The 18864-nt window shown below is 71.4% G+C and carries 14 protein-coding genes and 1 pseudogene; 5 read left to right on the top strand and 10 right to left on the bottom strand.

What is annotated here, in order from left to right; all coding sequences use genetic code 11:
* Positions 1–34: 34 nt before the first annotated feature.
* Entirely contained in the window at positions 35–3022 is a 2988-nt protein-coding gene (locus tag ACG0Z3_RS20230; protein ID WP_394401002.1) for an ATP-binding protein, read from the top strand.
* Positions 3023–3355: 333 nt separating this feature from the next.
* Positions 3356–4756, top strand: a complete 1401-nt coding sequence (locus tag ACG0Z3_RS20225) for a pectate lyase family protein (protein ID WP_394400999.1) — start codon at positions 3356–3358, stop codon at positions 4754–4756.
* 48 nt (positions 4757–4804) lie between these two features.
* On the opposite strand, the gene ACG0Z3_RS20220 is transcribed toward ACG0Z3_RS20225, so the two are convergent.
* Positions 4805–8335, bottom strand: coding sequence for a Dyp-type peroxidase (locus ACG0Z3_RS20220; protein ID WP_394400996.1), 3531 nt, complete (start codon positions 8333–8335; stop codon positions 4805–4807).
* Positions 8336–8506: 171 nt separating this feature from the next.
* On the opposite strand from ACG0Z3_RS20220, the gene ACG0Z3_RS20215 reads away from it, so the two are divergent.
* Entirely contained in the window at positions 8507–8797 is a 291-nt protein-coding gene (locus ACG0Z3_RS20215) for a hypothetical protein (protein WP_394400994.1), read from the top strand.
* Here ACG0Z3_RS20215 and recQ read toward each other — a convergent pair whose 3' ends face one another.
* A complete protein-coding gene (gene recQ, locus ACG0Z3_RS20210) occupies positions 8798–10687 on the bottom strand; it encodes a DNA helicase RecQ (RefSeq protein WP_394400991.1) in 1890 nt (629 codons plus the stop codon).
* Positions 10688–10713: 26 nt separating this feature from the next.
* Between recQ and ACG0Z3_RS20205 the strand changes: the two genes are divergently transcribed.
* On the top strand, positions 10714–11199 hold the full coding sequence (locus ACG0Z3_RS20205; RefSeq protein ID WP_394400989.1) for a cupin domain-containing protein: 486 nt from the start codon (positions 10714–10716) through the stop codon (positions 11197–11199).
* Here the strand turns inward: ACG0Z3_RS20205 and ACG0Z3_RS20200 are convergent, their stop codons facing one another.
* Both ACG0Z3_RS20200 and ACG0Z3_RS20195 read right to left on the bottom strand, forming a co-directional pair.
* A complete protein-coding gene (locus ACG0Z3_RS20200; protein ID WP_394400986.1) occupies positions 11200–11421 on the bottom strand; it encodes a SlyX family protein in 222 nt (73 codons plus the stop codon).
* Positions 11422–11477: 56 nt separating this feature from the next.
* A complete protein-coding gene (locus ACG0Z3_RS20195) occupies positions 11478–12272 on the bottom strand; it encodes an SEL1-like repeat protein (protein WP_394400984.1) in 795 nt (264 codons plus the stop codon).
* Between the two features lie 123 nt (positions 12273–12395).
* On the opposite strand from ACG0Z3_RS20195, the gene ACG0Z3_RS20190 reads away from it, so the two are divergent.
* The gene (locus tag ACG0Z3_RS20190; protein WP_394400982.1) at positions 12396–13175 is read left to right on the top strand and encodes a helix-turn-helix domain-containing protein; all 780 of its coding nucleotides are present in this window, start codon (positions 12396–12398) and stop codon (positions 13173–13175) included.
* 81 nt (positions 13176–13256) lie between these two features.
* Here ACG0Z3_RS20190 and ACG0Z3_RS20185 read toward each other — a convergent pair whose 3' ends face one another.
* The 6 genes and pseudogenes from ACG0Z3_RS20185 to ACG0Z3_RS20160 form a co-directional block, all read right to left on the bottom strand.
* Complete coding sequence (locus ACG0Z3_RS20185; RefSeq protein ID WP_394400979.1) at positions 13257–13388, bottom strand: hypothetical protein; 132 nt, start codon at positions 13386–13388, stop codon at positions 13257–13259.
* A gap of 45 nt (positions 13389–13433) precedes the next feature.
* Positions 13434–14756 (bottom strand): BNR repeat-containing protein, encoded by a 1323-nt coding sequence (locus tag ACG0Z3_RS20180; RefSeq protein WP_394400976.1) that lies wholly within the window; start codon positions 14754–14756, stop codon positions 13434–13436.
* Positions 14753–16006: a DUF4861 family protein gene (locus ACG0Z3_RS20175; protein WP_394400973.1), complete on the bottom strand. Its 1254-nt coding sequence runs from the start codon at positions 16004–16006 to the stop codon at positions 14753–14755. The genes ACG0Z3_RS20180 and ACG0Z3_RS20175 overlap by 4 nt, the downstream gene beginning before the upstream one ends.
* Entirely contained in the window at positions 16006–17253 is a 1248-nt protein-coding gene (locus ACG0Z3_RS20170; protein WP_394400970.1) for a DUF2264 domain-containing protein, read from the bottom strand. The genes ACG0Z3_RS20175 and ACG0Z3_RS20170 overlap by 1 nt, the downstream gene beginning before the upstream one ends.
* Before the next feature lie 8 nt (positions 17254–17261).
* Entirely contained in the window at positions 17262–18392 is a 1131-nt protein-coding gene (locus ACG0Z3_RS20165; protein WP_394400967.1) for a glycoside hydrolase family 88/105 protein, read from the bottom strand.
* 223 nt (positions 18393–18615) lie between these two features.
* A pseudogene (locus ACG0Z3_RS20160) lies at positions 18616–18864 on the bottom strand (IS1634 family transposase); the annotation flags it as partial.

The following is an 18864-nucleotide window of genomic DNA, read 5'->3' as shown; positions in this document are numbered from 1 at the left end:
AGCGGGGGCGACAGCCGCTAGCATCCCGGGCGTTGTGACTCTGTCCCCTGCCTCCACCGCCACCGGCCCCCAGGCCGCAGGCCAGCGCCGCCTGCTGACGCTGCTGTTCGTCGACCTCAGCGGCTCCACCGCGATGGCCGAGTGGATGGAGGCAGAGCATTACGCCACCATGCTGGCGGCCCTGCGCGACCTGTACGAACGCATCGTGCCGCACCACGGCGGTGTCATCGCGCGCATCCAGGGCGACGGCATGCTGGCCGTGTTCGGCCACCCCGAGGTGCGCGAGGACGACGGCCGCCGCGCGACCGAGGCCGCGCTGGAGCTGCACGCCGCCGTGCGCGGCCTGCGCCCGCCCGGCCCTCTGCCCGCCGACTTCCCTGGCCTGACGCTGCACAGCGGCATCCACGCCGGCATCGTGCTTGTGGGCGAGGGCGACCAGATGCGCGGCCGCTTCGAGCTGCTGGGCAATGCGCCCAACATCGCCGCCCGCCTGAGCGAGGCCGCCAAACGCGACGAGATCATCGCCAGCGAGGAGAGCCTGGGCCTGCAGGCGCAGTTCTTCGAGACCGGCGCACGCTTCTCGCTTCAGCTGCGCGGCCGCGCCACGCCGCTGGCGGCCTACCGCGTGCTGGGCCGCGCCGCCGTGAGCCGGCGCTACGAGGCCAGCATGCGGCGTGGGCTGGCGCCCTTCGTGGGCCGCGGCGACGAGCTGGCCACGCTGTCGGCCGCCATGGCCGACACGCTGTCCGGTCAGACCCGCTGGCTGGGCGTGCGCGCCGGCGCCGGCGTGGGCAAGACCCGGCTCACCGAGGAATTCCTGCGCCACGTCGTCGACCAGGCCGAGCAGCCCTGCCACATCCACCGCGGCTACTGCGAGAGCTACCTCAGTGCCGAGCCGCTGCAGCCCTTCCTGCAGATGCTGCGCGCGATGGACGGCATGACCGACGCGCCACCCGAGCTGGTCGACGCCCAGGCCAGCGCCGCGCCGCAGCGCGCCGATGCGCTGCTGGACCTGCTGCTCGCGCTGGCCCGACGCATGCCGCAGCTGGTGTTCGTCGACGACCTGCAATGGGCCGACGACGCCTCGCTGCGCCTGCTGCACCGGCTGCGCACCACCGCCGAGCGCCAGGGCCTGCCACTGCTGCTGCTGACCGCCAGCCGCCCTCAGCCCGGCGGCACCGGCCTGGGCGCCCATGATGACCATGCCCAGCTGCTGATCACACTGCCGCCGCTGACGGACTGCGAGTCCGCCCACGCCGTGCAACAGCTGCTGCCTCAGGGAGACCCCTTCATCGCCGCCGAGGTGCGACGCCACGCCGGCGGCAACCCGCTGTTCATTGAGGAGCTGTGCCACGCGGCGGCCGACGCGGGCGCCAGCCTGGTGGCCGGGCAGAGCAGCGCCGCATGGCTGGCGGCGCTGGTGGAGTCGCGCATGGGCCGGCTGCCGCCAGAGCAGGCGCGGCTGGTGCGGCTGGCCGCCGTCATCGGCACCGTCATCCCGGTGTGGCTGCTCGAAGCCCTCAGCGGCTGCGGCGAGCAGCACCCCGACGTGCGCGCGCTGGCCGGGCAGGACTTCATCTTCCCGGATCAGAGCCCCGGCCTGCTGCGCTTCAAGCACGGCATCACGCGCGACGTCGTCTACGAAGCCACTGGCCTGCACGAGCGCCAGGCGCTGCACCGGCGCATCAGCACCGAGCTGCGCGCGCGCGGCGGCGCCGAGCTGCACGAGCAGCTGGCCTACCACGCCGCCGCCGCCAATGACTGGCCCGCCGCCGGCCTGCATGCCGAGGCCGCGGGTGACCAGGCGCTGGCCGCATCGGCGCTGGACCGCGCCAAGAAGCAGTTCCGCGCCGCGCTGGCCGCGCTGGAGTTTCTGCCCGACGGCGACGACGCCGGGCGCGGCCGCCGCCGCCGCTGGATCAGCGTCGCGCAGCGGCTGGGCATGGCCTGCGTGTTCGACGCCTCGCAGGACGACCTGCGCGTGTTGCGCCATGCCGCCCAGCTGGCCCAGGCCGACGGCGACGCCGGCCTCATCGCCCGCACCGAGTACTGGCTGGCCTACGTGGGCTACGCGCTGGGCGAGACGCGCGACAGCCTGCGCCACGCGCGCGCCGCCGTCGAGCAGGCCCAGCAGTGCGGCGACCACGCGCTGCTGGCCCAGCTGCCCGGCACCGTGGGCCAGCTGCAGGCCGCCGCGGCCGACTACGCCCAGGCCATCCCCATGCTGGACCTGGCCATCCAGCGCCAGCGCCCGCGCGCCAGCAAAAACGCCGTCAACCGCATCGGCTTGTCGTTCTCGCTGTGCTGCCGCGCCTATGTCCTGGGCGACCAGGGCCGCTTCAGCGACGCCCATGAGGTGTTCGCCGAGGCCCTGGAGCCCTTCGACGGCAGCGGCCACGCCGTGGAAGCAAGCATCCAGGGCTGGCGCGCCGCCGTGCTGCTGTGGCAGGGCCGCTGGGCCGACGCCCGCCAGGCCGCGGCCGTGGCGCACCGCGTCGGCGCCCAGGTGCGCAGCATGTTCACATGCGCCATGGGCCATGCCGCCGGGGCCTACGGCGCCTGGATGGCGGCCGCCGATCCGCTGGCCCGCCAGCACATCCTCGACGCCACGGCCTGGCTGGCGCCGCGCGGCGGCGGCCTGTACAGCAGCTTCCAGCACGGCTGGCTGGCCGACATCCTGTCCACCCAGGCTGACAACGCTGCCGCGCGCCACCACATCGCACGAGCGCTCAAGCGCGGCCGCCAGCACGACTGGATCGGCGGCGCCATGGCCTACCGCGCCGCCGCCCGGCTGGCAGCCCAGGCGGGCGACACCGTGCAGGCACGCCGCTACCTGTCGCTGGCCCGGGGCGCCGGCGAGCAACGCAATTCCGACCACGAGACCGCCGTCACCGCGCTGCTAGAGGCCGAGCTGCAGCTGGACAGCGCCTGGCCGGCCGCGCTGGCGCTGGCGCTGGCCGAGTTCGAGCGCATGGGCATGACCGGCTTTCTGCAGCGCGCGCACCGGCTGCAGCAGCCCTGAACGGGCCTGCCCGCGCCGCTGCATCCGGTCACGTCGCTTACACCTGCAACGACCCCGCTGCGGGCTACGTGCAAGCCCGCATCGCCAAAATCGAAACATCGTTTCATGATCGTCGCCACGATGCGCGGTGAAGACGCCGCGCCGACCTGACGTCGCTGCGCGGTGCGCGCGGATCGACCGGCGGCGACCTGACGTCCGCGCTGGCTCCCCCTGCCCAAAAACAACGTTCGCCCTGGCTGTGCGCTCCTGCGCGCCGGCCGACGCGGGCGTGGCTGCGCGCGTGAACCGGGTCTGGCTCCGTCGTGCGGCCCACACACCACCACGGAGACTTCCATGCCCCATTCGCACAAGCCCCTGACCCCGCCGCCGCTGCCCACCGTGCTCACGGCCGGCACTGCCCTGAGCCTGCTGCTGGCCGCCACCGCCGCGCAGGCTGCCGACTGGCCGTCTGGCTACTCAAAGTGCGCCGACGAAGGCGGCACCTGCAAGGTCGGCACCGCCACGCGCGCTGTGTCCTTCGGCGTCAAGGACAAGTGGGTCATCAAGAACCTGAGTGGCAACATCGCCTGCACGACGGCCACCTTCGGCAGCGACCCCAACCCCGGCCTGAAGGAGAAATGCGCCGTCGGCCCGGTGGCTGGCCCGGCACCGACGCCGGCGCCCACCCCAGCCCCCACGCCCGCACCGACCCCGGCGCCGACGCCCGCGCCCGCGCCGGCCGGCCACAGCGGCGGCTATGGCGGCACCGTGACCGGCGGCGGCAGCAAGGCGCCCGTCACCGTCAGCACGGCCGCTGCGATGCAGGCGGCCATCAACGCCTACGACGGCAGCTCCGGCCTGGTGCTGCGCTACACCGGCACCTTCGACTTCGCATCCATCACCGACAGCTGCACGCAATGGCAGAAGCCGGCCGGCGCCATCGTCGAGGTCAAGAACAAGAGCAACGTCACCATCGAGGGCGCCAACGGCTCAGGCGCCAACTTCGGCCTGGCCATCAAGGGCAATGCGCAGAACGTCATCATCCGCAACATGACCCTCGGCCTGCTGCCCGGCTCCATCGACGCCATCGGCATCGAAGGCCAGGGCGGCGGTTATCCCGGCTACATCTGGATCGACCACAACACGCTGTTCAGCAGCCTGAAGGACTGCAGCGGTGCGGGTGACCTGGAATTCGACGGCCTCATCGACAGCAAGGCCGGCGCGCACCACATCACCTACTCGTACAACCACATCCACGACCACCAGAAGGTCGGCCTGATCGGCAGCAGCGACAGCGACGCCAGCGACCGCTTCATCACCTTCCACCACAACCATTACCAGAACGTCAGCGCCCGCCTGCCGCTGCAGCGCGGCGGCTACACCCACCTCTACAACAACCTCTACAGCGGCGTGAAGACCTCGGGCGCCAACATCCGCATGAGCGGCTATTCGCTGATCGAAGGCAACTGGTTCGAGAACGCGCAGAACCCGGTCACCTCGCGCGACAGCTCGGCCATCGGCTACTGGCAGCTGCGCGACAACAACGTGCGCACACCGGCCGACTTCGCGACCTACGGCATCACCTGGGTGGCCAGCGGCTCATCGCCGTCGCGGGATGCGACCGACTGGACGACGACCGCCAACTTCCCGCTGGGCATCCCGTACAGCTACACGCTGCAGCCGGCGTCCTGTGTGAAGCAGAAGCTGCCGGCAGCGGCGGGCGCGGGGACGAACTTCGCGAAGATCAGCTGCTGACGCTGCCGGTCTCGCTCGTCGGGCGGGTCTCGACCCGCCCTACGTGGCTCACACCGCCAGCGCCACCACCGTCGGCGCCCCCGTGAAGCGCATGACCCCGGCGTCCAGCACCGCCGCGATGACGCCCAGCATCACGCCCATGCCCATGCCGTAGCCCGAGCAGGCGTGCGGCGGCGCGCCCTTGGGGTCGGCGCGGTCGCCGCCGAAGGCGACGTGGTGGCGCAGCGGGTCCTGCTGCGTGGCGGAGCCCAGGCCCACCACCAACACGCGGCCCGGCTGGACATCCACCTGCCCGAGCCTGTGCGCCACGCGCGCCTTGCGCCAGATCTGGAACGGCGTGGGCCGCTGGTTCAGCGTCGCGACCATCGTGGGCCGCAGCCGCGCGACCGCCTCGGCGTAGGGCCGCATGCCGGTGGCCGCGTCAGGTTTCACCTCGGTCCACAGCGGCTGCAGCTCCCACAGCTTGCGCGTCTGCACCCAGCCGGCCAGCACGGTCAGCAGGTTGGCGTGCGTGGTGGGCGGGAAGCCCAGCATGATGCCGGCCAGCGTGCGCGCCGGCAGGTCCGGCGTGGCGCCGGGCACGGCCTGGGCGGCGGCGACGATCTTGGCAGCCAGCGGTGGCAGCTGCGTGCCGGGCTCCTCCAGCCAAGCCTGGGTGGCCGCCAGGAAGCGCTGGCCCGCCGCACGGCCCTCGGCCTTCACGGCGTCGGTCGGGTAGGGGCCGAACACATGGCGCGACACCTTGAACAGGTCGCGCGGGCAGCGCGGCGCCACGGCACCGACACCCGGCGCGCCGGCATAGGCCTCAGCGTGGAACTCCGTGCCCCAGATGCGCTTGCCGTCGGGTTGGCCGAACCAGGCCGTGCACAACGCGGCCAGCACGCCTTCGCTCAGGCGCTCGAAGTCCAGCGGCGTGTCAGCGGGCAGATCCTTGGGTTTCTGGCTGGCGGGGAAGGCGTCCAGCAGCGCGCGCGCCTCGCCCTTCAGCTTCTCCAGGCCCATCTTGGCGATCTTGTAGGCCGTGGCGTAGCACTGCGCCTCGCTGTAGGCCTCGATGGCGGCGTTGACGGCGGGCGCCTGCTCGCGGTGGCCGGTGTCGTCGTCCAGGCCCAGGTAGCCCACGCCGATGGAGTCGTGCATGCGCTCGCCGTAGCCGCTGTTGGAGTAGCGGTCGGGGGCGTTCCTCAGCACCTCGCAGACGCGCTCGGCCGCGCCCACCAGCACGCCGTAGGCGGTGTCCACCACGCCGCCGGGCTGGGCGCGCACCCAGGCCCAGGCCTGATCGCGGGTGTTGGTGTCTTCCAGCCACAGCTGCATGGCGGCCTTGTCCTGCAGGTCGGGCACGCGCTCGGGCACCGGCACGGGCGCCGGCAGCGGCAGGGCCAACTCCACCAGGCCCGGCAAGCCCTTCAGCGCGGCGATGGACGGCACGAAGAAGTAGGCGCCCCACTGCAGCGTGACGAAGGGGTCGGGGCCCAGGTCCACCTCGTAGGGCTTGCCGGCATGCTCGAACGGGAACAGCCGCGGGCCGGCACTGCCGTCCACCACGCCCAGCAGTGGGTCCGGCTGGCCCGAGTAGCCGCCGCTGGCGTTGCCGCCGGCGATCCAGCGCTGCACCACCTCGAACTGCTCGGCCAAGTGGGCGTTGTAGGCCATGAACACCAGGCCGCGGTCCGCGTCGTCCGGGGCGTCGGCATGCACCGGCGCGCCGTAGCTCATGCCGCGGCGCAGGATGCGCGGCATGCGGTTCTTCGAGAACGCGGTGCCGGCCAGGTCGCGCGGGTTGGCGCGGCGGATGTGGGCGTGGAAGGGGCAGGCGGCGCCCTGTGCGTCCTTGGCGTAGTTGAAGTCGTTACCGGTCACAGCCGGTGCGGCCAGCGCGCGGCCGTCCTGCCAGCGGCCCATCAGCTTGGCGAGCACCAGGTCGTGGTCCAGCCCGATCTTCTTCGCCTGCTCGTAGGTGCGCTTGGCAAAGCGGCCGGTGTACTGACGCAGCTTGCGCACGACGAGGAAGCTGCCGCGGTCCAGCAGCGCGTCGGGCTGCTCGGGCACGGCGTAACCCTTGTCGCGCTCGGTGGGGAAGCCCTGCAGAATCTCGCCGGTCTTGACGGTGTCGTCCCAGGCGGTGCCGGGCGTGCCAGCGCCGGCGAGCTGGGGTTGGCTGATGCCGTCCTTGAAGCCGAAGTGCTCCTTGTCGGCCGCGTTGCTGCGCATGGGCTCAAGCGCCACCAGCGCCAGGCCGGTGCCCACTGTCAGCGCGTCAGCCAGTGCGCGCAGGCGCTGGTCGTCGGCCGCCGTGAAGGTGTCGCCCGGCTCGGCGGCCGGGAAGCGCAGCTGCACCAGCACATGCGTGTTGTCGGGCGCAACGCGGTCCACGCCGTTGACGTGGCGGGCCAGCGCCCAGTGCGTGGGGTGGTTGTGACGCACGTCGCCCAGCAGGCCGGCGCGGGCGGCCATGCCCTCCTTGAAGGCCTGCGGGAAACGCTCCAGCCGCGCGGCGGGCACGCCCAGCGCCTTCAGGCCTGCCAGCGTCAGCGCCACCTGGCGCCAGACGCCGGGCTGGCTGGCGTCGTCGTTATCACGGTTGACCGGCGCCGTGCTGAGCCAGGCCACGGCCTGCGCCGCGTTGGCCACGCGCAGCAGCACCAGGCCGCCACGGTTGCCGGGCGGCTTGGTCAGGATGCAGGCCTGCAGGTCGCCGGGCTTCAGCGTCAGCGCGCGCGCCTGGGGTTGCGGCTCGGGCAGCGGCTGCTCGAACCACTGCAGCATCTCGTAGTGCCGCTGCCGCAGCGCGCCGCCGGGCGTCTTGCCGCCGTCGTTGGGGAACTGCTTGGCGGTGTCCAGCTCGCGCAGCTCGAACAGGATGTCGTGCGTGGCGCGCAGCAGGCAGGCGCGGTCGGGCGCGGCGGCGCCGAAGAAGCGCTGCAGCGTGAACAGCCCCGCCAGCGGCACCAGGCCGCGCGCGGCCATCGCGAAGCGGTCCTTGTCGGCGGCGGGCAGCGGCTGGGTCTCGCCGGAAGCCGGCGCGCGCAGACGGTTGAACTCCAGCTCGCTGGCGCGGCCGCGCTGGGCGGCCTCCAGCCTGGCCAGGTACTCGCCGTCGCTGACGGTGCGGCCCGACTCGATGAACAGGAAATCCGCCGACACCTCGTGCTCGCGCACCCAGCGCGCGTAAGTCTCGAAGCTGCAGTCGCGCGACAGCGTGTAGCCTTCGGTGTGGCACAGCATCAGGTCCAGCGTGGAGCCGAGCTGGTCCCAGATGACCCGCATGTAGGGCTCCCAGCCGCCATCGAAGTTCACGCACAGCAGCAGCCGGTCCGGCGCGCCGTCCTTGCCCTCCACGATGCTCCAGCGGAACGAGTGGACGATGCGCCAGCGGGCGACGATGTCGGTGTAGGGCGAAGCCGGCGCGCTGCTCTCGCGCGAGCCCAGGCGCAGGCCGTTGAGCGTCTTCAGCACCTTGCGAAGCCGGTCCACGTAGGTGACGACTTCCAGTGCGTCGACGAAGCCGCGCTTGATGTCGGCCAGCAGGTTGAGGTCGGTGATGCCGCCCAGTTGGACGTCGTTGCCGCGTGCCATGTGTGTGTTCTCCCTGTGCTTGGTGCACGAATCAGTGTCGGCGCGCATCGTGACACCGGCGCTCATCCTCGTCAGCTGCAGCTCGTCGCCGAAAAATGGCGACCTATCGCAAACCCCAGGACGGGCAAACCCGTGGTGGGCACAGTCACGCTCACACACCAGGAGCAAGAAATGACCCGCATCAGCACCACCAGCCACCACGTCGCCCGCCTGCAGGCCGCCAGCGCTGCCGCCCTGATTGCACTGACCGCGCTGACCGGCGCGGCCTGGCTGACCGTCACGGCACCCGACGACGGCCCGACGGTCGTGAAGCTGGAACGCGTAGTCGTCGAAGGCAAGCGCGCCAACGCCCTGGTAGCCGAGGTCAAGCAGCTGCCCCGTGTCGTCGTGGTGGGCAAGCGCAACGCCGCAGCCGACGGCATCCAGGTCGCCGCGGCCTGCGTGGCCCCGGCGGTCTGCTGATCAGCGACCCAAGACTCTGAGGATCTCGCGGCCGTAGGCTTCCAGCTTCTTGGCGCCCACGCCGCTGATCTCGCCCAGCTCGGCCAGGTCGGCCGGCATCTGCCGCGCCATCTCGGCCAGCGTGGTGTTCTGGAAGATCACATAGGCCGGCAGCCCGTGCTCCTTGGCCACCTCGGAGCGCCAGGCCTTCAGCGCCTCGAAGCGCTCGGAGGCATCAGCGTCCAGCCCCAGCGCCGGGTCGGCCTTCGGCTTGGCCGCACGGCCAGCCTTGGCCCCCTTGCCGCGCGGCTTCTTCTCCTCGGCCTCGCGCAGCCGGATCTCCACCTCGCCCTTGAGCACACCGCGCGCGCTGTCCTGCAGCGCCAGCGTGTGGAACTCGCCCTCGGCGGCCACATGCCCCAGCGCGATGAGCTGGCGCAGCACGGCGCGCCACTGCTGCTCGGACAGGTCGGCGCCGCAGCCCCAGGTGGACAGGCTCTCGTGGCGGTACTGCTTGGTCTTGTCGGTCGCCTTGCCGCGCAACACGTCGATAAGGTGGCCGGCACCGAAGCGCTCGCCGCGCTGGTGAAAGCGGTAGATGCAGGAGAGCAGCTTGCGCGCCGCTTCGGTGGCGTCCCACGTGGCCGGCGGGTTCAGGCAGTTGTCGCAGTTGCCGCAGGCCGTCGACATCTCGCCGAAGTAGTTCAGCAGCCGCACGCGCCGGCAGTCCGTCGCCTCGGCCAGCGCCAGCAGCGCGTCCAGCTTGCCGCGCTGCCCCTGCTTGAACACCTCGTCCGCCGGGCTCTCGTCGATCATGCGGCGCTGGTTGACGACGTCGGCCAGGCCGTAGGTCATCCACGCCTCGGCGGGCGCGCCGTCGCGGCCGGCACGGCCGGTCTCCTGGTAGTAGGCCTCGATGTTCTTGGGCAGGTCCAGGTGGGCGACGAAGCGCACGTCGGGCTTGTCGATGCCCATGCCGAACGCGATGGTGGCGACGATGGTGAGCCCCTCCTCGCGCAGGAAGCGGTCCTGGTGGCGGCGGCGCACGTCGGCGTCCAGGCCGGCGTGATACGGCAGCGCGTTGATGCCCTCGCTCTTCAGCCACTCGGCGGTTTCTTCCACCTTCTTGCGGCTCTGGCAGTAGATGACGCCCGCCTCGCCGTCGTGGTCATCCTGGATGAAGCGCAGCAGCTGCTCGCGCGGCGAGCCGTTCTTCTCGACGATGAGGTAGCGGATGTTGGGCCGGTCGAAACTGCTGATGAAGACGCGCGCGTCCTGCAGCTGCAACCGCTCGATGATGTCGGCGCGCGTCAGGTCGTCGGCCGTCGCCGTCAGCGCGATGCGCGGCACCTCGGGGAAGCGCTCGTGCAGCAGGCTCAGCTGCAGGTACTCTGAGCGGAAGTCGTGCCCCCACTGGCTGACGCAGTGCGCCTCGTCGATGGCGAACATCGACAGCAGGCCGCGCTCGCGCAGGCTCTCCAGCTGCGCCAGGAAACGCGGCGTCGTCAGCCGCTCGGGCGCGGCGTACAACAGCGTCAGGCGCCCACTCATCATCTCGCGCTCGATGCGGCTGGCCTCTTCGCCGGTCAGGCTGCTGTTCAGGAAGGCGGCGTGCACGCCAGCCTCTTCCAGCGCGCCGACCTGGTCGTGCATCAGCGCAATCAGCGGGCTGACGACGATGGCCACGCCCTGGCCGCGCGCATGGCGCACGATGGCCGGCACCTGGTAACACAGGCTCTTGCCGCCACCGGTGGGCATCAGCACCAGCGCATCACCGCCGGCGGCCACCTGCTCGACGATCTCGGCCTGCTGGCCTCGGAAGGCCGTGTAGCCGAAGACTGCTGACAGGACCTGGTGCGCAGCAGATTGCAGGTCGTCGGTGGAGCTTGGAAGATGCACGGGCGGGTTCACGCCGCCATTGTCCCAGGAGCCTTCGGATGCCAACACCTGCCGAGCTGCGCGAGCGGCTGATCCGCAATTTCAACGACGTGCCGCGCGAGCGCTTCCAGCGCGCGCCTTTGTACGACAGCGAGGCCGCCAGCCTCACGAAAGGCACCGCCGCCCGCCAGCTGGGCGCGAGCGTGGACACCGTCGCGCCCGGCCAGATGAGCTGCCCCTACCACCTGCACCACGCCGAGGAAGAGATGTTCATCATCCTGCAGGGCGAAGGCACGCTGCGCGTGGCGGGCGAGCGGGTACCGGTGCGTGCTGGCGACGTGATCACCATCCCGCCCGGGCCCGAGTACCCGCACCAGCTCATCAACACCTCCGACGCACCGCTGCACTACCTGTCCATCAGCACCCAGGCAAGGCCCGAGGTCTGCGAGTACCCGGACTCGGGCAAGGTGGGCGTGTTCAGCGACGGCCTGCGCCTGCTGCAGCGCCGCGAAGCCGGGCTGGACTACTGGGACGGCGAGCCCTGATCAGTAATGCGGCGGGAGCTCGTCGCGCAGCGTGCGCGCCGCGCCGGGTTCGGCCGCCGACGCGCGGTCGCGCAGCTCCACCAGCTCGCGGATCAACCGGTCGATCTGCGCTTGCTGGCGCACGACGACGGCATTGAGCTGCTCGACGGTGTCCTCGGCAAAGCTGGCCTTGATCTCGAGGTCGGTGATGCGCTGCTCCAGCGCCTGCAGGGGGGTGTCCATGCCCGTATTGGGCCAGAGCCGGCGCGGCGGCCCGTGTGGGCGGCTGCCGCTGCGCCTCAGGGCTGCTGCGTGGCCGGCGGGGCGGCGGCCAGCAACGGCGCCACGGCGCGCATGCCGGCGCGGGCCTGCTGGGTCAACGCGGTCGGGCCCGTCACCCAGCCAGCCTGCAGCGCCTGGGCGCGCTGGCGACCCGCCTCGTCCAGGCCCGACCTCAACGCGGCGATGCGGTCAGGCAGCCCCACGGGCGCCTGCTTCATGCCGGCCTGCACCAGCAACGCGAGGCCCAGGGCCTGCGCCGGGTCCTTGCCGTCCTTCTCGGCCAACCAGGCCAGCAGCGCGGTCGACGGCACGTGGCCCTGATGCGACGCCAGGCCCAGCCAGCGCTCGCCGCCGGCGCGGTCGCCACGTTTGAGCAGCATCAGCCCCACATCGTGCTGCGCGAGGTCGTAGCCGGCCTCGGCGGCGCGCTGCTTGTTGGCCAGGGCCTGGGTCTCGTCCAGCGGCACCACGCCAGGCCATTGGCCGGCGAGATAGCAGCCCACCTTGTAGGCCGCCAGCACGTCGCCGGCCGCAGCCGCCTCGTTGAACAAGGCATAGGCGCGGGGCAGGTCGCGCGCGGTGCCGATGCCGTTGTTCAACAGCATGCCCAGGTGGTACTTCAACGCGGGGTGATCGCCACGGCCGGCCGCTGCCTCGACGCGGGCGAACAGCGCTGCTGGATCATCGACGGCCTGCGCCCGGGAGGGCTCGCTGGCGGCCGCCGCAAAGCCGGCAACGCACAAGGCCAGCAGGGGCGCTCGCAACGCACGGCGCGAGCTGAGGTGGCGACGGGTGGGGGGCGAACAGCGCATAGCGGTGGAGCGGGGCAGTGGCGACGGGGGCGGATGCTGGGGCGCGTGCCGCAGCGCGGCCAGCATTGCCCGGCAGGTGACGACCGGCGCACCCGCCGGTATTGCCCAGTGATACTGACGGCCATGAAAGCCACCCAGGCCCTGACCACCGCACTGAAGGCCGAGCTGCGCCGCGCCGGCATCACCTACGCGCAGCTGGCCGTCCACCTGGACCTGGCCGAGAGCAGCGTGAAGCGCATCTTCTCGCGCGGCGAGCTGACGCTGGCCCGCATCGACCAGGTGCTGGCCCTGCTGCAGCTGGACTTCGTCGACCTCGCCCGCGAGGTGGCCCAGGCCACGCCAGCTCGCCAGGCGTTGAGCGCCGAACAGGAAGCCGCCGTGGTGGCCGACCCGCATCTGCTGCTGGTGGCCATCTGCGTGCAGGCCCATTGGACGGCGGCGCAGATCCTGGAGACCTACGCCATCACCCATGCGCAGCTGGTGGCGGCGCTGACGGTGCTGGACCGCCTGGGCTTCATCGAGCTGCGCGCCCACAACCGCTACCGGCTCAAGGTGGACCAGACCTTCCGCTGGCGCCCTGACGGGCCGGTGATGGCATTCTTCCGCCAGCACGCAGTGCCCGACTACTTCGAGGGCGGCTTCGACGGCCCGGGCGAGCAGCTGGCCCTGGTGCACGGCCAGATTGCCCATGCCCGTGCCGCCGATTTCCACGACCGCCTGCAGCGCCTGGCGCAGGACTTCGTGCACCAGCATGTGGCCGACCAGGTCCGGCCGGCCGGCGACAAGACGGCCTACACGCTGGTGCTGGGCATGCGCTCCTGGCTGTTCGAGCCCTTCCGCACGCTGCTGCGCATGCCCGGCGCCGCGCCGGGCATCGCGCCGCGCGCCCAGGCGCGGCGTTGAGCCGCCTGATTCGCTGGACTAGCTTTCCCGCGTGGCCCGCAGGATGTCTTGCTTTGCCTGCTGCAGCTCTTCGTGCGGGGCCTACAAGCCCCACTCCATCTGTCGGGTCCTCTTGTCCAGACGGAACACCGCCAGCACCGCGAAGAGCAGCACCAGAAAAATCACCACGTTCATGACGCCGGCAGCCACCAGCAACACCAGGGAAATCGACATGCCCGTGATCAAACCTCCCGTTGGTTGACTTGCCTGCCCGGCGCCTCAAGGCCGCTGAGGCTGCCACTCCAGCACCCGCACCGGGCTGGCCGGCACCTGGGCCTGGCCCTCGCCGTCCACCTGCTGCACGGCCTGCACGAAGAGGTGCAGTTCGCCGCGGTGACGCCAGAGCTCGGTGTCGAAGCTAGGCTCCCAGGCGCCGACGCTGCCTGGCGTGAGGTCGTGCAGCGTCCAGCGGCGGGCATCGAAGTCGGTGATGTGGGCCACCGAGACCTTGCTGCCGCGCTCCTCGTCGCGGAACACCAGCAGCGCCTCGGGCCGGCCGCCACCCTGGCGCAGCATCAGCTGCGGCCGCGCGATGGGGATGGCCTTGGTGCCGGCGCCGCTGAGCGAGAAAGGCGTGCGCCGCCAGTCCAGCAGCAGGCGGCGCCACTGGCCGTCGCGGCGGTAGACGATCTGGTACTGCGGCACGTCACTACCCTCGGGCCGCCAGTAGCTCGCGATGTAGGGGTTGCCGTCGGCGTCGGCCGCCATGGCGGTCTGGTTGATGAGCTCGCGGCGCTGCGGGATGGGTGCGGCGATCTCGGCGCTGGCCGCGGTGATGGGCAGCGTGTAGGGGCGGCCGTCGGAGGTCTCCCAGCTCACGCCGCCGTCGCGGGATCGGGCGTAGGCGAGGTCGTGGTTGCTGGCCACATCGGGCGACTCGCGCCACACCCAGGACAGGTGCAGCGTGCCGTGCGTGTCGAGGGTGGACTGCCAGTAGGCGTTGCGCCGGCCTTCGCCGCTGATCAGGTTGGCGTGCAGGCGCGTCCACACCTGGGTGGCGGGGTCGTAGCGGTTGATGACGAGGTTGCCCCGACCAGAGCCGCCGTCACGATAGAAGAACAGCAGCCCGCCGTCGGGCTGGCGGTGGAACTCGGGGTAGGTGACCGAGCGCTCCTGCTGACCGGTCATGGGCAGCAGCTCGCTCAGCGTGAGACCGCCGGGCTGCAGGCTGCGGGCATAGCGCAGCGGGTTGTTGTGGTGGTCCCAGGCCAGGTGCAGGTAGCCCGCGCCGTCCACCATGAGGCTGATGCTGTTGTGCGCGTCGCGTGCATTCCCACGGTAGGGCGTGGTCTGCAGCGTCCAGTGCGTGCTGCCCAGGCGGCGCTTGCCGAGCACGACGCGGGCCTGGTCGTCGTAGTAGGCGATGTATTGCCAATCGCCGTCGCTGACCAGCGCGTTCTTGCGGAACACGACAGCGTTGACCGAGTTGCGCGCCCAACCCGGGCCCACGTCCACCAGGCGCACCGCGCCCGGCACGGGCCCCAGCGCGCAGCCGGCCAGCCCGGCCGCGGCCACGCACGACAGCAGCGCGCGGCGCTTCACGGCGCCCCGCCGCCGGCCGGCGGGTCGACGCTCACCTGCACGGGCGCCGCAAGGCGGTCGCGCCAGGCCGCCACGTGGGCCTGCCAGGCCTCGGCGCTGGTGAACTCGCCCGACCAGCTGACCGCCGCGCCCAAGTGGTAGCGCAGCGGCTGGCCGGCGACCACGGTGGCGAGGATGAGCTCGTTGAGCGCGTCGGCGCCATGGCCGTCGGCGCCGGGAAGGATGAGGGCGGTGCCGAAATCACCCGCGCTTCGCTGGCGCACCCATTGCGCCAGCGTGTCGGGCGCGCGATGCGTGCTGATCACGGGGGCCTGCGCGGCATAGGCAGGCGCCTTGTGCAGACCCAGCGCGACGCGCAGTGGCTGTGGACCAGCGGCGGTGAAGCGGCTCTCCACGGCTGTGAACAGCTGACCGGCATCCAGTGTGATGCGCTTGAGCTCGCTGACGGCGCGGCCGTCGGCGTCCCAGGCGTCGTAGGCCAGCTCGAAGGCGACGCGGATGGGGCCGTTGGCGAGGATGCGCCAGCGCGAGTAGTTGCCGCTGGTGAAGAGCTGCTGGCCGTTCCAGACACCGGTGCCGCCCAGCCCGCGCGAGCGGCCCACGGCCACCATGTCCAGGCCCTCGCCCTGCTCCTGGTGGTAGTGGTCGTGGCCCTTGGTGTACCAGCGGTCGATGACGAGGTAGCTGGGGCGCTTGAACCACACGTCGATGCCGCTGCTGACCAGCACCTCTTTGCCGCTGCCCGGCGGCGCCGGGGCGGCGAGCGCCGGGCCGTAGGTGCGGTGGGCGATGCGATCGTTCTCCCAGGCGAAGTCGTCCAGCCGCTCGGGCACAGGCCGCGCATAGGCCTGCGCCGGGAAGGGCGGCACGACCGCCTCGGCCGGCTCGATGGTGAAGCGCGCCTGCTGCTCGCCGGCCGCGAAGTCGTGCTGGAACAGCAGCTCGCCGTAGGCCTTGCCCTCGCCACGCGGGTCCTTGGCCTGCGGGTCGACGTTGGTGACCTGGTAGGGCAGCAGCCGGCCGGTCTCGTCGCGCACGGCGAGCTGGTGCAGGCGCGCGCCAGGCAGCTGGCGCGCCACCTCGCGCCACGGCACGGCGATAGTCTCCGCGGGCCGCGCAGCAGCCAGCGTGTGGCGCACGGTGAGCTGCAAGCGCGGCGTGTGCTCGGCCGCGCCGGCCAGGCCGGCATGGCCAGCCATGAGCAGCGCCAGGCCTGCGGCCAGCACGGCACGGCGGTGCGGGCCGCGCATCAGTAGTCCACCGCGTAGTCCTTCGGGAAGCGGGCGCTCGCGAAGGCTTTTTTCTGCGTCCAGTCCTGGGCCGGGGCGGTCCAGAAGCTGTCGCTGGCGGGCAGGCCCAGCGCCAGCAGGCCGGTGCTGGCGATGTACATGCTGCCGTTGTTGGAGTAGCGGTCGCCCAGCTCGGGCTGCGGGCCGCGGAAGCCGATGTTCAGGAAACCGTCGGGCGTGAAGTTGCTGGGCCCGCCCCAGAGGGCGACATGGGCCGCATGCAGCGCGGCACGCACCTGGCCCTCGGGCAGCGAAGCCGGCAGTTGCTTGCGCCAGGCCAGCAGCGCCAGCGGCTGGAAGGCGGCGGTGCGGTAGGTCAGCGAGCGGCCGATCGGCGGGTAGCTACCCTGCGGGCCGATGAGGCGCTCCAGGTGCTCGCAAAAGCGCTGGGCGCGCCTGAGCGCCTGGGCGAGCAGCTCAGCCGGCTTGGCACCCCAGAACGGCGCCTTGCGGGCCACCAGCACCTCCAGCACCTCCACCAGCATGGGATGCATGACGAAGGCGCCGTAGTAGTCGAAGTGGAAGTTCTGGCCGTCCTTGATCCAGCCGTCCCCGGCGTACCACTCGTTGATCTTGCGGACGGCGCCGTTCAGCCGCATCGGGTCGTACTGCTCACCGATGGACAGTAGCCAGGCTTCGTTCATGGCCGCGAACAGCAGCCAGTTGATGTTGGGCACGTCGATGCGGCGCAGGCCCTGGATCTCGGCCACGAGGCGGGCCTTGGTAGCCGCGTCCAGCGGCGCCCACAGCGCCTGCGGTGCGCGCAGCAGCGCATTGGTGACGTAGGCCGAGTCCACCAGCGCCTGGCCCTGGCCCTGCCACAGCAAATAGTCAGGGCTGGCGGGGTCCACCGCGTGCACGAAGCTCTGCAGCGCCTGCTCGCGCAGCCGCTGGCGCAGCCGGCCCTCGGCGCTGTCGTCCACCGGCAGCGCCAGCCAGGGCGCGATGCCGGCCATCAGCCGCCCGAAGCACTCCAGGTAGGCCACGGCCTTGGGCCGGCCGTCCCAGCTGGGGCTGACCTCCAGCGGGAACTTCCGCTGGAGCTCGCCGCGCGACATCAGGCCCAGCACGGGCTCGGCCATCTGCCGCAGCAGGTCGAGCTGGAAGGCGCGTTCGGCGCCGGGCGCGGCGCTGGCGGCGGCCTGGCCAGTGGTGAGGCTCAGGCTGGGCAGAAGCGCGGCGGCCTGCAGGAGGTGGCGTCGTTGCATGGCGGGCCTCAGCGGTCGAGCAGGCGCACCATCTCGGCGCCGGCCAGCAGGAAGGCGCCCACGCCGAAGTGCGCGGTGGACTGCTGGTTGACGACCTGGCCCGGGATGGCGCGGTCGCCGATGGGCTGCACGTAGCCCAGGCGGCCGTCGGCCTGCAGGGCCACGGTGCTCAGAAAGCGCCAGCCACGCTGCGCGGCCGGCAGGTAGGTGTCACGCGGCAGCAGGCCCTGGTTGATGCCCCACAGCAAGCCGTAGGTGAAGAAGGCGGTACCGCTGGTCTCGGGGCCGGGCGCGTGGGCCGGGTCCAGCAGGCTGCGCGCCCAGGTGCCGTCGGCCTGCTGCAGCGGCAGCAGCGCGGCGGCCATGCGGCGGAACTGCGCTTCGTACTCGGCTCGGTGGCGGTGCTCGGCCGGCAGCTCGGCCAGCACGCGCGCCAGCGCCGCGAACGCCCAGCCGTTGCCGCGCGCCCAGAAGTCCTTCTTGCCGTTGACGCTTTTGTGCTTGGGGTACACGTAGCGCACATCGCGGAAGTACAGGCCCTCGGCCGCATCGAACATGATGGCGTTGGCATGGCTGTAGTACTGGTGCAGCTTGTCCAGGTACTGCGGATTGCCGGTGATGCGGTGCAGCTTGGTCATCACCGGCATCACCATGTACAGCCCATCCACCCACCACAGGTAGTCCTGCGCAGGCGTGCCCATCTGGTACTCCATCACTTCGCGGGCGCGGGCAATCTTCGTCGGGTCGCGGTCCAGCTGGTAGAGGTCGGCATAGACCTGGAAGCAGGTCTGCCAGTCGCCAAACAGCACGTAGTCGTCGGTCTCGCCGTAGCTGTACTTCCAGCGCGCCTTGTCGGTCGACTTCGCGCCCATCCAGCGGTTGTGCTCAGCCCAGGCCTGGGTGTAGGCCAGATAGCGCTTGTCGCCGGTGACACGGTAGGCCTCGACGTTGCCGGTGTGATACGCCGCCACGTCCCAGAAGGCGTTCTCCTGCACGGGCTTGAGCGCCATCCAGTGGGTGTTGGCCTTGTCGATCGCGGCGACCACGGCGCGCCGCTCGCCCTCACGCTCGTTGGCCGTGCCGGCACAGCCCGCCAGCCCCAGGCCCGCCACCACGAGCAGCCCTCCCAGGCGCTTCATCCACGTCATCGCATCCACCCCACAAGGCCGCATCACTGGCGGCACGCGCCACCACCCAGCCCCGCAGGGCGGCGCCATTCTGCAGGCGGGCCCGGCGGGCCGTTATCGCGATTTCATATGGCTGCGGGCCGCTTCCGGATAGCTGGGCGGCGCGTTGCCCTCGAGTTCGACACCAACCGCCGTAAGTGCTTGATCCGTATAGGCCAGGCCTTCGGAATTGTCACTACAGCAGCGTCAGTTGGGTGTCGATGGTCGGTTTCTTGATGCGAAGTGCGGCCAGTGCCTGGGCCTGGCGGGGTTGAACGGTGGATACGCCGTGAATGGGCGCGCCGCTGTCGATGCAGACGGTGTGGCGCTGGATGCGGCGCAAGTCCGCCAGGGCGGCTTCGGGTGACAAATCGCTGCCGGCCAGCTTCAGGCGCTGGCGCATCACGCGGTACAGGATCAGCGCCAGGAAGCAGATGCTGGCGTG

The organism is Pelomonas margarita (assembly GCF_043555875.1).
Classification (GTDB): domain Bacteria; phylum Pseudomonadota; class Gammaproteobacteria; order Burkholderiales; family Burkholderiaceae_C; genus Pelomonas; species Pelomonas margarita.
Note: the sequence above shows the minus strand (reverse complement) of the source record. Positions and strands in the feature narration are given on the sequence as shown.